The 12,417-nt window shown below is 70.1% G+C and carries 12 protein-coding genes; 8 read left to right on the forward strand and 4 right to left on the reverse strand.

What is annotated here, in order from left to right:
- Nucleotides 1–68: 68 nt before the first annotated feature.
- Genes IAI58_RS09405 through IAI58_RS09420 form a run of 4 tightly spaced genes read left to right on the forward strand, consistent with a single transcriptional unit; the run spans nucleotide 69 to nucleotide 3,532 of the window.
- Nucleotides 69–857 carry an SDR family oxidoreductase gene (locus IAI58_RS09405; protein WP_208775921.1) on the forward strand — a complete coding sequence of 263 codons (789 nt, stop codon included), beginning with the start codon at nucleotides 69–71 and terminating at the stop codon, nucleotides 855–857.
- The gene (locus tag IAI58_RS09410; protein ID WP_237182833.1) at nucleotides 850–2,127 is read left to right on the forward strand and encodes a hydantoinase/carbamoylase family amidase; all 1,278 of its coding nucleotides are present in this window, start codon (nucleotides 850–852) and stop codon (nucleotides 2,125–2,127) included. The genes IAI58_RS09405 and IAI58_RS09410 overlap by 8 nt, the downstream gene beginning before the upstream one ends.
- Entirely contained in the window at nucleotides 2,124–2,624 is a 501-nt protein-coding gene (locus IAI58_RS09415; protein WP_207449576.1) for a YaiI/YqxD family protein, read from the forward strand. Before IAI58_RS09410 ends, IAI58_RS09415 begins: the two co-directional genes overlap by 4 nt.
- Nucleotides 2,618–3,532, forward strand: a complete 915-nt coding sequence (locus IAI58_RS09420) for a retroviral-like aspartic protease family protein (protein WP_207449444.1) — start codon at nucleotides 2,618–2,620, stop codon at nucleotides 3,530–3,532. Before IAI58_RS09415 ends, IAI58_RS09420 begins: the two co-directional genes overlap by 7 nt.
- A gap of 9 nt (nucleotides 3,533–3,541) precedes the next feature.
- On the opposite strand, the gene IAI58_RS09425 is transcribed toward IAI58_RS09420, so the two are convergent.
- Complete coding sequence (locus IAI58_RS09425) at nucleotides 3,542–4,369, reverse strand: MBL fold metallo-hydrolase (protein WP_207449442.1); 828 nt, start codon at nucleotides 4,367–4,369, stop codon at nucleotides 3,542–3,544.
- 35 nt (nucleotides 4,370–4,404) lie between these two features.
- Nucleotides 4,405–6,777, reverse strand: a complete 2,373-nt coding sequence (locus IAI58_RS09430; RefSeq protein ID WP_207449440.1) for a penicillin acylase family protein — start codon at nucleotides 6,775–6,777, stop codon at nucleotides 4,405–4,407.
- Nucleotides 6,778–6,928: 151 nt separating this feature from the next.
- Between IAI58_RS09430 and IAI58_RS09435 the strand changes: the two genes are divergently transcribed.
- Complete coding sequence (locus IAI58_RS09435) at nucleotides 6,929–8,380, forward strand: N-acyl-D-amino-acid deacylase family protein (RefSeq protein ID WP_207449438.1); 1,452 nt, start codon at nucleotides 6,929–6,931, stop codon at nucleotides 8,378–8,380.
- On the opposite strand, the gene IAI58_RS09440 is transcribed toward IAI58_RS09435, so the two are convergent.
- On the reverse strand, nucleotides 8,377–8,997 hold the full coding sequence (locus IAI58_RS09440; protein ID WP_207449436.1) for a LysE family translocator: 621 nt from the start codon (nucleotides 8,995–8,997) through the stop codon (nucleotides 8,377–8,379). The two genes, IAI58_RS09435 and IAI58_RS09440, sit on opposite strands and share 4 nt — an antisense overlap.
- Before the next feature lie 133 nt (nucleotides 8,998–9,130).
- Between IAI58_RS09440 and IAI58_RS09445 the strand changes: the two genes are divergently transcribed.
- Nucleotides 9,131–9,625, forward strand: a complete 495-nt coding sequence (locus IAI58_RS09445; protein WP_207449434.1) for an Lrp/AsnC family transcriptional regulator — start codon at nucleotides 9,131–9,133, stop codon at nucleotides 9,623–9,625.
- Between the two features lie 10 nt (nucleotides 9,626–9,635).
- Here IAI58_RS09445 and IAI58_RS09450 read toward each other — a convergent pair whose 3' ends face one another.
- Nucleotides 9,636–10,289 carry a glutathione S-transferase family protein gene (locus IAI58_RS09450; protein WP_207449432.1) on the reverse strand — a complete coding sequence of 218 codons (654 nt, stop codon included), beginning with the start codon at nucleotides 10,287–10,289 and terminating at the stop codon, nucleotides 9,636–9,638.
- A gap of 196 nt (nucleotides 10,290–10,485) precedes the next feature.
- Here IAI58_RS09450 and IAI58_RS09455 point away from each other — a divergent pair, with 196 nt between their 5' ends.
- Together IAI58_RS09455 and IAI58_RS09460 are read left to right on the forward strand one after the other, a co-directional pair.
- Nucleotides 10,486–10,713 (forward strand): hypothetical protein, encoded by a 228-nt coding sequence (locus tag IAI58_RS09455; protein WP_207449430.1) that lies wholly within the window; start codon nucleotides 10,486–10,488, stop codon nucleotides 10,711–10,713.
- A gap of 323 nt (nucleotides 10,714–11,036) precedes the next feature.
- A complete protein-coding gene (locus tag IAI58_RS09460) occupies nucleotides 11,037–12,416 on the forward strand; it encodes a class II 3-deoxy-7-phosphoheptulonate synthase (protein ID WP_207449428.1) in 1,380 nt (459 codons plus the stop codon).
- Nucleotide 12,417: the final 1 nt, after the last annotated feature.

Here is a 12,417-nt window from a genome sequence, read left to right on the forward strand (position 1 = left end):
TTGCCTTCGGGCGGCGTTGCGTTCACCGTCCGCCACAGTTTACGCGGCTTTGGAGCGGGAGAAGAGGTATGGATCTGGGTCTCAAGGGGCGTCGCGCCCTGGTGATGGGGGGCTCGAAGGGCCTGGGCCGCTCAGTGGCCGATGCGCTGGCGGCCGAGGGCGTGGCCATTGCCGTTTCCGGACGTGACCAGGCGAGCCTGGACCGCGTGGCGCAGGAACTGGTGGCCGCGGGTGCCGCCAAGGCCGTCGGCATCCAGGCCGACGTGGCGGATGGCGCGCAGATGGACGCGCTGGTGGACAAGGCCGTGGCGGAGCTGGGCGGCATCGACATCGTCGTGCTGAACCACGGCGGCCCGCCGCAGTGCACGGCGGCCGATATCAAGCAGGAAGACCTGACCACCTGGTTCCAGCGCATCGTGCTCTCCCCCATCCGGGTGGCGACGCGGGTGCTGCCGGCCATGCGGGCGCAGAAGTGGGGCCGTGTCATCGCCATCGGCTCCTCCGGCATGGTGCAGCCGCTGCCGAACCTCGCGCTCTCCAACACCCTGCGCGCCGCCATCGTCGGCTGGAACAAGACGCTGGCCGCCGAGGTCGCGGGTGACGGCGTGACCTGCAACATCCTGGCTCCCGGCGCCATCCGCACCGACCGCAGCGTGGAGCTGGCCTCCGGCGCCGCGCAGAAGGCGGGCAAGACGGCCGAGGAGATCATCGAGGCCCGCAGCAAGACGATCCCGGCTGGCCGCTATGGCGAGCCCGCCGAGTTCGGCCCCATGGGTGCCTTCCTGGCGTCCGACCGCGCCGCCTATACCACCGGCCGCATCCACCTGATCGATGGCGGGGTCGTTGGCTGTGTCTGAGACTATCCGCAGCAACCTGACGCCGGACATGGATCTGGCGTCACGGATGTTCGATGAGCTGCGCGCCAACAGCGCCGACGGCCCGGGCGTCACCCGCGACGCCTATGGCCCCGGTGAGCGGATGGCGCATGAACTGGCGCGGCGGGAAGCCGAGGCGCTGGGGCTGGACGTGACCACCGACCCTGTCGGCAACCTCTACATGACGCTGCCCGGCACCGACCGCGCGGCGAAGCGCGTGCTGCTGGGCAGCCACCTGGATTCCGTGAAGGAAGGCGGCAATTTCGACGGCGCCGCCGGCGTGCTGGCGGGGCTGGCCGCCGTGGCCGGGCTGAAGCGCGCGGGCTTCCAGCCCTCGCGCGACATCACCGTTATGGCGACGCGGGCGGAGGAGGCGGGGGCCTGGTTCCCCACCTCCTATCCCGGCAGCCGTGGCGCCCTGGGGATGCTCAAGGCCGAAGAGCTTCAGGTGAAGCGGCAGGATACCGGCCGCAGCCTGGCGGACCACATGCGGGAGGAGGGCTTCGACCCCGACTTCGCCGCGCGGGGCGAGAAGCTGCTGACGCCCGAGAATACCGCCGCCTTCCTGGAGGTGCATATCGAGCAGGGCCCGGTGCTGGACGCGGAGGAAATCCCGGTGGCCGTCGTCACCGGCATCCCGGGCTCCCGCCGCCTGCGGCAGGGGCGTGTGCTGGGCGAATACAACCATTCCGGCGCCACCCCGCGCCGCTACCGCCGCGATGCGGCCATCGCCCTGGCGGAGCTGGCGGTGGGCGTGGACGAGGAATGGGCGCGGCTGGAAACGCGGGGGCACCGCCTCGTCTGCACCTTCTGCACCCTGGCCACCACCGAGGAAGCGGGCTTCACCAAGATCCCGGGCGAGGCCAGCTTCATGCTGGATGTCCGCAGCGTGAACCCCGCCAGCGTGGACGCCATCTTCGACCGCATGGCGGTGCTGGCGCGGGAGATCGAGGCGCGGCGCGGCGTGCGCTTCGACTTCGGCCCGGAGACCGGCTCCAAGGCGGCGCCGATGGATGCCGAGGTGCGCGCCGGGCTGGCGCGGGCGGCGCAGGCCATCGGCGTGCGGCATACCGAGATGGCCTCGGGCGGCGGGCATGACGCGGCGGCCTTCGCCACGGCGGGCATTCCCGCCGGGATGCTCTTCGTGCGCAACCAGAATGGCAGCCACAACCCGCATGAGGCCATGCGCATGGAGGATTTCTCCAGCGCCTGTGCCGTCGTGACGCGCTGGCTGGCGGAGGTGGCGGGCTGAAGCCGGAGGTCTACATCGACGCGGATGCCTGTCCTGTCCGGGACGAGGTCTTCCGCGTCGCTGAGCGGCTCGGCCTCATCGTGCATGTGGTGAGCAATGGCGCGCGCGGCATCCGGCTGCCGGAGGCGGACTGGATCCGCCGCGTCATCGTCTCCGAGGGCGCGGATGTCGCGGATGACTGGATCGCCGAGCATATCGGCGCCCATGACCTCTGCGTCACCTCCGATATCCCGCTGGCCTCCCGCTGCCTGGCGAAGCAGGCGCGGGCCATCAAGCCGGATGGAAAGCTCTGGACCACCGACAATATCGGCAGCGCCCTGGCGGGGCGGGCGGTGGCGCAGCACCTGCGGGAGATCGGCGCCATGACGCGCGGCCCGGCGCCCATGCAGGGCTCGGACAAGTCGCGCTTCCTCTCGGCGCTGGAGACGGAGTTGCAGGCGGCGATCCGGGCGAAAGCATCGCCGCCCGTCGCGCTCTGGAAGCCGATCGAGTGGTGACCCCGCGGCACTGGCTCGCGCTGATCCTGGCCGGATCGCTCGCCGCCTGCGCCGCGCCCTGCGACTACCGCGCCGGCGACGCGCTGCCCGTCGACATGCGGCTCAACGTCCCCGTCGTGCCGGTGGAGGTGAACGGCCAGCGCATGCCCTTCGTGCTGGATACCGGCGGCACCTCGGTGGCGGTGACGCCGGAAGCCGTCCAGTTCCTCCGGCTGCCCCGCGATCCCGTGCGGAAGACGGAGCTGCGGGGTACCGGCGGGGTCTCGGTCGAGCAGAACGCGCTGCTGAGGCGCATGGGCGTCGGGCGGCGGCAGTTCGGCAACCTGTCGCTTCCGGTCGCGGCCCACCCCTTGCCCGGCCAGCGGCTGATCGCGGGCTTCCTTGGCGCCAATCTCCTGCGCGCCTCGGAGGTCGAGATGGACATCCCCAGCCGCAGGGTGGTGCTGCATGACGCCCGGACCTGCCTGGCCAGCCCGCCGCCATGGCCCGGCGGCTACGACACCATCCCCGTGGAGGTGCTGCAGAATGGCTGGGTGTTGATGACGGTGGAGCTGGATGGCACGGCCGTCCCGGCGCTGCTGGATACCGGCGCCGGCCATACCTCGATCCGGCGTTCGACCGCCGTCGCGCTCGGCGTGCCGGAGGCCATGTTGTCCGTGGCACCCGCCCGGCTGCTCCTGGGCATCGGCCCGTCGCGGATGGAGGCACGGGTGCACCGCTTCGCCACCGTCCGGATCGGCCAGGAAGTGCTGCGCGACATGCCCGTCAGCGTCGTCGAGCGGCCGGACGACTTTCCCTTCGGCATCGTGCTCGGCCAAGATTACATCGGCGCGCGCCGGCTCTGGCTGTGCTATGCGCGGCAGAGCCTCTACGTTCAGCGCCCCCTGAGGGTCACGGACGCGAACTGATCCGGAACGTCACCGGTTCGGTTGCGGAGGGTCGCTCTCCAGCAGCGCGATGTACCGGGCGGCGGAACGCGCCACGATGCCCGGCCCATCCGCCGGCACCTCCTGTCCCTTGAAGGCCCCGTAGATGCGCTGATAGCGCCACGGCGCCAGCCGTTCCGCCACGCGGCGGATCTCGGCGGCGGGCAGGGGCATCATGTTGGGGTAGCTCCACATGAAGGAGACCCGGCGCGCGCCGGGCGCCACCTGCACGATATCGCCCGGCAGCAACGCGCCCGCGCCGTCTTCCGTGCCGGCCCAGTGCAGCACCGTGCCGCCCGCGAAATGCCCGCCCGCGCGGATCAGCGTGACGCCGGGCAGGACTTCCAGCGTCTCGCCTTCCCAGAAGTCGATGGCGGGGTCGGGGCGCATCACCCATTCGCGGTCGGCGGCATGCAGGTGGATGGTGGCGCCGAAGGCGGCGGCCCAATCCTGCATGATGGTGTAGTAATGCGGGTGGGAGATGGCGATGGCGCGGATGCCGCCGAGGCCGCGCACCAGCTCCTCTGTCGCCGCATCCAGCAGCGCGATGCAGTCCCACAGGATATTGCCGGCGGGCGTCCGCAGCAGGAAGGCGCGCTGGTTGATGGCGAAGGCCGGCATGGTCTGCACGCTCAGCAGGTTCGGCTCGTGCTGCTTCCAGGCATTTACATGGGATTCCGCCAGCGCCTCACGCGGGATCCAGGCCTGGCCGCCGGCAGGGATGTATTGCCGCTCATCCTCGCAGACCGGGCAATGGGCGGGGGGGCTGGGCGCATCCGGATAGGATGTGCCGCAGGCCTTGCAGAGAAAGACCGTCATCCGTTCCTCCTTTCCCCGCCCTGCCGCGCGGGGGCTCAGCCGGGGGTCAGCTCGATCCGCTGCATCTCCATCGCGTCCACCGCCTCACGCGAATAGAGCAGCGGCACATAGGCGCCGCGCGCCCAGCTCGGCGCGAGGTCGGCATAATGCGGGGAGCGCGGGTCGCCCGATTGCCCCGGCGCGTTGATGCCGATGCTCCTGTCCCACTCGCCGACATCCATCACCAGCCGGACCGAGGCGCCGTGCATGGCGCGGAAGTCGCTGGGGCGGTAGCCCGTATGCATCGGCGTGGAGGAGCTGCCACCCACCGGCAGCGGCCCGACATCCAGATGCGCCGGCGCGTCCGGCAGGCCCGAGAGCGCATGGGAGAAGTAGCCGTGATGCAGTTTCCCCCAGGCCCATCCTGAGGGGGAGGGGCCCATGCGCTTCTCGCAGTCGCGGAAGGCATCGGTCAGGCAGGAGGCCAGCAGCGCATCCCGCGCGGCCTTCGGGTCATCGCCAAAGCGGCTGTCGGGGTCCTCCAGCACGCGGGCCAGCACCTCGTTGTCCTGCGGCAGCAGCAGCGGGCGCAGCGAGGCATCGGGCACCAGCGCCGCCAGCATGCGCGGCTTCAGGAACCTGGCCAGGAAGACCTCGAACAATGCGGCCGCGGGGCTGTCGGCGCGGAGCTGGAAATCCCACTCCTCCAGCATCGTCAGCGCCGCCCAGAGCTCCGGCGCCGCGCCGGTGCGCGGCAGCCGCAGCAGCAGCGCGCAGAGCCGCCGCGCGGGGATGGAGAGCACATCCGTCTGCAGGGCCGCCGAATCCTCCACGCGGTGCAACGGCTGCTCGTTCACGCCGATGCGCCCGAGCACCTCGCGGATGCGGCGGGCGCGGGAGGGTTCCGTCCATTCAAAGCCGAACATCTTCTGGTCGTGCGGCCAGTCCGCCGGCAGGTTCAGCTCATTGGCCGAGGCGACGAAGCCTTCCGGCGGGTTGACAATGGTGGGGTATTCCGCCTGATCCAGCAGGCCGGACCATTCGTAGCGGCCATCGCCGGGCACGGGCAGCAGCCCATCCCAGTTGGGGCGCTGCGGCGCGAAGCCGGCAGGCATCCAGGCGACGGTGCCGGAGACATCCGCATAGACCTGGTTGACCGAGGGCGTGCCCCAGCCGCGCATGGCCTCCGCATAGGCGTCGAGCGTCGTGGCGCGCATGCCGGAGAGGCTGCGGAGATAAGGCGCCGAGCCCGGCAGCGACCAGACGGTCCGGACGGCCATGGCCCGGCCCTTGCCCTCGGCGATGACGGGGCCGTGCCGGGTGAAGCGCAGCGTCAGGCTCTGCGCCGGCTGGTCCTTCACCGCGAACTCCGCCACCTCTTCGATGAAGGGTTCGTATTCCTCGCCATAGCGATAGGCGCTGCCGTCGTCATTGGTCTCGTAGACCATGACGTCTTCCTGGTCCGCGCCATGGATGGTCAGCGCGAAGGCGGCCGTGCCGTTATGGCCGATGGAGATGCCGGGCACCGCCGGCTCCCCCATGCCGATGGCGTTGAAGCCCGGCGCTTCCAGATGGACCACGTAGCGCAGGCCCGGCGCGGCATGGGCGCGGTGGGGGTCGGTGGCCAGGATGGGGCGGCCGCTTTCCGTGCGGCTGCCATGGACGGCCCAGTTGTTGGAGCCTTCCATCTCCGCGTTGCGGAGCACTTCGCCGGTGTCGAGCACGCGGGCCCAGCGGCGCCAGTCCTCCAGCGGCGCGGCCAGCCGCTCCTGGCTGAAGGTGACGGGCGCGGTGGCGAGCTTGAAGGTCTCCAGGCACTCCAGCCCGATGCTGCCGAGATCCAGCCCCTCCGGCCGGACCGGCTCGCGCATCGGCTCGATATCCTTCCGCAGCAGGTCGGTGGCCAGGTCGGCGCGGGCCAGCACGGCGGCGCGGATCACCTCGGACAGCGCGTTGCGCGTCAGCGTATGGGTGCGGATGCGCACCACGTCCTCGGCGGCCCAGTGCGCGGGCTTCGTGCCCATCAGCGCGAATTCGGGCGGCAGGCGCCCGGGCTCGCGCTCGCAGAGATCGACATAGGCGTTGATGCCGGCGGCGAAGGCGCCGCAGATCGCCCGTGCATCGGGGGCATAGGCGGCGAATTCGGCGTCCATGTCGCCGCGATAGAGGAAGAGGCGGGAGGCGCGGTCCTGCGCCAAGTAGCCGGGGCCGAAATCCGCGGCCAGCAGGCCGAGGCCGCGCTTCCGCCAGAGGTCGATCTGCCACAGCCGGTCCCGTGCCGCGTTGAAGCCTTGCAGGAACCAGAGATCCGCCTCGCTCTCCGCCCGCAGATGCGGGATGCCCCAGCGGTCCACCACGATCGAGGCTGGTGCCTGCAGGCCCTTCAGCGCGATGGTGTCCTGTGAAGGGGCGGGCGTGGCTTCGGTCATGGGGTCAGGATCTCCCGATCTGTCGCGACAGCAAAAGGCGGCGGCAGGCTAGGGGGGCGGGCGGGCCGGCGCAATGCATCCCCCGGCTGGATCATGAAGCGAGAGCAGGGCATGATCCCCCGCATCTTTGCATCCTGAGGACCGCCCCGCCATGGCGCTGCGCTGCGATACCATCATCCGCGATGCCACCATCTTCGACGGCACGGGCGCGCCCCGGCGGCTGGGGGATGTGGGTGTCACCGGCGACCGCATTGTGGCGGTGGGCGACCTCGGCGGTGCCAGCGCGGACCGCGAGATCATCGCCACCGGCAAGGCCATCGCGCCGGGCTTCATCGACTCGCACACGCATGACGACCGCGCCGTGCTCTGTGGCCCCGCCTGCATGCTCTGCAAGATCAGCCAGGGCGTGACGACGGTGGTGGTGGGCAATTGCGGCATCAGCCTCGCGCCCATGCGCCACACCGCCAAGCGCCCGCCCGCGCCGCTGGATCTGCTGGGCGACGAGCAGTGGTGGACCTTCGACAGCTTCGGCGACTACGCCCATGCGCTGAAGAAGCAGGGTAGCGAGGTGAATACCTACGCCCTGGTCGGCCACCAGACGCTGCGGGTGGAGGCGATGAACGGCGACGTGCACCGCCCGGCCAAGGATGCCGAGATCGACCGGATGCACGCGCGGCTGAAGCAGTCGCTGATGGAGGGGGCCTCGGGCTTCTCCACCGGCCTCTACTACCCGCTGAACAAGGCCGCGACGACCGAGGAGGTCATCGCGGTGGGCGAGGCGCTGAAGACCACCAACGGCCTCTACACCACGCATATGCGGGACGAGGCGAACCACATCCTGGCCTCGATCGAGGAGACGCTGCGGATTGGCACGCAGCTGGGCCTGCAGGTCCATATCAGCCATCACAAGTGCTCGATGCCCGAGAATTACGGGCGCAGCGTGCAGACCCTGGCGTTGATCGAGGCCGCCGCTTCCATGCAGGAAGTGGCCTTCGACATGTATCCCTATCCCGCCGGCTCCACCGTGCTGATGCCGGAGAAGGTGCGGGAGGATACCCGCGTCCTGATCAGCTGGTCCGTGCCGCATCCGGAGATGGCAGGGCGGGAGCTGTCCGAGATCGCGCGCGGCTGGAACACCGACATGCGTGGCGCGGCCGAGCGGCTGCTGCCGGCCGGCGCCATCACCTTCCAGATGGACGAGGAGGATGTGCGCCGCATCATGCGCCACCCGCTCTCCATGATCGGCTCCGACGGCCTGCCGCATGACGCCAAGCCGCACCCGCGCCTCTGGGGCACCTTCCCGCGCGTGCTGGGCTTCTATTCCCGCCAGCTCGGCCTCTTCGACATGGAAACGGCGATCCACAAGATGACGGGCCGCTGCGCCCAGGTCTTCGGCATGGTGGACCGCGGCGTGATCCGCGAGGGCGCCTATGCCGACCTCGTGCTCTTCGATGCCAGCACCGTCATCGACAACGCCACCTTCGAAGAGCCGGCGCAGATGAGCACGGGCATCGAGAAGGTCTGGGCCAATGGCGTCCTCTCCTTCTCCGAGGGCAAGGCGACGGGCGAGAAGCCGGGCCGGCTGGTGACGCGCGGCCGCTAGGCGAGCGCCAGCCGCAGGCCAAAGCCCATCAGCAGGAAGGCGAAGGCCCAGCGCTGGACCTGCTCGGCCGCCGGATGCCGCGCCATCCAGCGGCCGAGCCGCGCGCCCATCCAGGCATAGGCGAGGTCGAAACCCGCGCCGACCGCCACCAGGACGGCGCCCAGCAGGATGAATTGCGCCGCCGCGCTGCCCGCCGGCTCGATGAACTGCGGCAGCAGCACGGAGCAGAAGAGCAGAGCCTTGGGGTTGGAGATGTTGGTGAGCAGCCCCCGGCGCAGCGCCGCCCGGCAGGAGGCTGCCGCCCTCCATGGCGGCGTGGCTGCCGCGGGTGCCGGGGCGGCAAGGGGGCGCAGCAGCGTCCAGCCGATCCAGCAGAGATAAGCCGCGCCGGCCATCCGCACCGCATCGAAGGCCCAGGGCGTGGCCAGGAGCAACGTGGCCAGCCCGGCCCCGGCAATGGTGACATGCGCCGCGCGGGCGAGGGCGAGGCCCAGGGCGGTGGCCAGTGCCGCCTTCCGTCCCTGCCGCGCGGCGGTCTGTAGGATGAGCACCATATCCGGCCCCGGCAGGAGGTAGGCGATGGCCAGGGCGGTCATGAAGATCCAGAACTCCCTCATGGCCCGGTCTCCCGTTTAAGGGAGAGGTCTAGCGCCAGGGGGCAGGGCAGGTCCTTGCGAAGTCGCTTGTTCCGGGCGGCCGCGTTGGCAGGATATGCTAGGTCTTGCCGCCAGGGGCCGCGGGAATGCCGGGATGGAGCTGGATGCGATCGACCGCCGGATTCTGGCCGCGTTGCAGCGGGACGGGCGGCTGACCAATGTGCAACTGGCCGAGGAGGTCGGACTCTCGCCTTCTCCCTGCCTGCGCCGGGTGCGGATGCTGGAGGTCGCCGGCATCATCAGCGGCTACTCGGCGGCGCTTGACCGGCAGCGCATTGGCCTGGGGCTGACCGTCTTCGTCGGCGTGAAGGTCGAGCGGCACCGGGACGAGACCGCCGCCGCCTTCCGGGAGGCGGTGCAGTCGGTGCCCGAGATCCTTTCCTGCCATCTGGTTTCGGGCGAGGCCGATTTCCTCCTGCAGGTCGTCGTGCCCGATCTCGCGGGCTATGAGCGCCTGCTGCTGGGCACGCTGCTGAAGATGCCGGGGGTGATCGACATCCGCAGCAACTTCGCCATCCAGACGGTGAAGCCGCCGGGGCCGCTGCCCCTGAACCACCTGCCGGGGCCCAGAGGCGGGCATAAGGCGTAAGCCACCCGCCTCAGGTCATCGGCGGGGCGACATATCGCCGGTAGCCCGGGCGCTGGTTCAGCCGGTCGTACCAGGCGTGCAGCCGGGGCAGTTCCGGCCGCTCCTCCACCTCCACCCCAAACCAGCGGCGCACATAGGCGCCAAGCGCGATATCGGCGAGGGTCAGATTCTCCCCTTCCAGGAAGGGCAGGCCATGCGCGAGGTGGCTGTCCAGGATGTGCCAGGCCGCGCCCGAGGCCTCGGCGGCTGCGCGGATGGCCACCATGTCGCGCTGCTCCGGCGGCGTGCGCACCATGCCCCAGAAGAGGTTCCGCTCCGCCGGCTGCACCGTGGAGAGGGTCCAGTCCAGCCAGCGCTCCACCCGCGCGCGGGTCGCGGCGCCCTCCGGATAGAGGCGCCTGCCTTCCGGCCCCGCCTGCCGCTCGATCTGGCGCATGGCGAGGTATCGGAGGATGGAATGCGATTCCCAGAGGATGACGTCGCCATCCTCCAGCGTGGGGATGCGGCCATTCGGGTTCATCGCCCGGTATTCGGGCGTATCGACCTTGCCGAACTGCATGCCGGCATCGGTGCGCTCGAATTCCAGGCGCAGCTCCTCGCAGCACCAGAGCACCTTCTGCACATTGACCGAGTTGGCGCGGCCCCAGATGCGTGGCTTGTTCAATTCCGTCTCCTCCCCAGGTGCTGACGGGCGGGATGCTACAGCCTGGACGCGCGGCTGAATAACCGGAACAGCGTTCTATCCGTGCGCAGAGGAATGCGGTGGCCACGGGCGGCGATGCGGGTCGGTAGGCTTGCGGGCAGGCGCCTGGCCGGCCAGGGAAGGCAGCATCGCCGTCTCAATTCGCGGAGCGGAACGCATGACCCAGACCTCACCCGCGACTATCGGAGGCATCGCTCCCTCCTTTCGTCTTGGGCTTGGCAGTGCGCTGCTGGCGGTGACGATGTCGACCAACTGGATCACCAGCACCCGCTTCGCCATGCGGGGTGCCGAGCCGATGCACCCGGCGCTGCTGACCATGATCCGCTTCGGCACCGCCGCGCTGGTGCTGGCGCCCTGGCGGCGGCGCCTGCGGCTGATCCCATAAGAGGCGCCGAAGCTGGCGCTGCTGGGGCTTCTCTCCGCGGGGCTCCGTACCTGCTCTGCGTGCTCTGGGACCTCAGCTTCGCCCTGGCGGCGGAGGCCGGGCCGCTTCTCATCGGCCATCCTGGCGATCACCATGGGCATGGCCGCCATCACCGGCGGCGGGCTGCTGGATTTCAGGGGGGCAGGGGCTGGCGCGGGCATGAGGGCAGGGCCTGCCGCCCGCAAGGCTGCTCCGCGCCGCTTTCACGCTTGCGTGGTAGCCCTCGCCCCTGCCTCGGTCTATCGTGACTGCTCACTAACGGTCAGACGAGGAAACCTGAAGTCATGACGGTGCGCGGGTGGCAGCCCGGAAGCTGGCGCGAAATGCCGATCCGGCAGGTGCCAGATTATCCGGACGCGGCGAAGCTGAAGGCGATGGAGGCGAAGCTCGCCGGCTTTCCGCCTTTGGTGTTTGCCGGCGAAGCCCGGCGTCTGAAGAAGTCCCTGGCGGCGGCGGGGCAGGGCAAGGCCTTCGTCCTCCAGGGCGGCGACTGCGCCGAGAGCTTCTCCGACTTCAAGGCCAATACCATCCGCGACACCTTCCGGGTGCTGCTGCAGATGGCCGTGGTGCTGACCTTCGGCGGCGGGCTGCCGGTGGTGAAGCTGGGCCGCATGGCCGGACAGTTCGCCAAGCCCCGCTCCTCCGACACCGAGACGCAGGATGGCGTCACGCTGCCCTCCTATCGCGGCGACATCATCAACGGGCCGGAATTCAACGCCGGGGCACGGACGCCCGAGCCGTCGCGGATGGAATTCGCCTATATGCAGTCGGCCGGCACGCTGAACCTGCTGCGCGCCTTCGCCACCGGCGGCTATGCCGACCTGCATGAGGTTCATCGCTGGAACCTGGGCTTCGTCGCCCGCAGCCCGCTGGCCGACCGCTACCAGGACCTGGCGCACCGGATCGACGAGACGCTGCGCTTTATGGCGGCCTGCGGCATGTCCGAGGCGCCGCAGGTGCGGGAGACGGAATTCTACACCAGCCACGAGGCGCTGCTGCTCCCCTATGAGGAAGCCCTGACCCGCGTCGATTCCACGACCGGCGACTGGTATGCCTGCTCCGCCCACTTCCTCTGGATCGGCGACCGCACGCGGCAGCCGGATGGCGCGCATGTCGAGTTCCTGCGTGGCGTGAAGAATCCGCTGGGGCTGAAGGTCGGCCCGACCACCGATGCATCCGAGCTGGTGCGGCTGACCGAGATCCTGAACCCCGCCAATGAGCCGGGCAGGCTGACGCTGATCACCCGCATGGGTGCCCAGAAGGTGGCCGAGAAGCTGGCGCCGCTGCTGCGCGCGGTGCGCGACGCGGGCCGCGAGGTGGTCTGGATCTGCGACCCCATGCATGGCAACACGCATACCGCCGGCAGCTACAAGACCCGCTCCTTCGACAGCATCCTGGCGGAGGTGCGCGGCTTCTTCGACGCTCATCAGGAAGTCGGCACCTGGCCCGGCGGCGTGCATGTCGAGATGACCGGCAACGAGGTCACCGAATGCATCGGTGGCGCGCACCGGCTGACGGAGGCCGATCTCGCCTCGAACTACGCCACGCAGTGCGACCCACGCCTGAATGCCGAGCAGGCACTGGAACTGGCCTTCCTGGTGGCGGAGGAGCTGAAGGCCCGCCGCCCCGACGGCGCGCAGCTCTCCCTGCTCGCGGCCCAGTAAC

The organism is Roseomonas marmotae, assembly GCF_017654485.1.
In the GTDB taxonomy this organism is placed as follows: Bacteria; Pseudomonadota; Alphaproteobacteria; order Acetobacterales; family Acetobacteraceae; genus Pseudoroseomonas; species Pseudoroseomonas marmotae.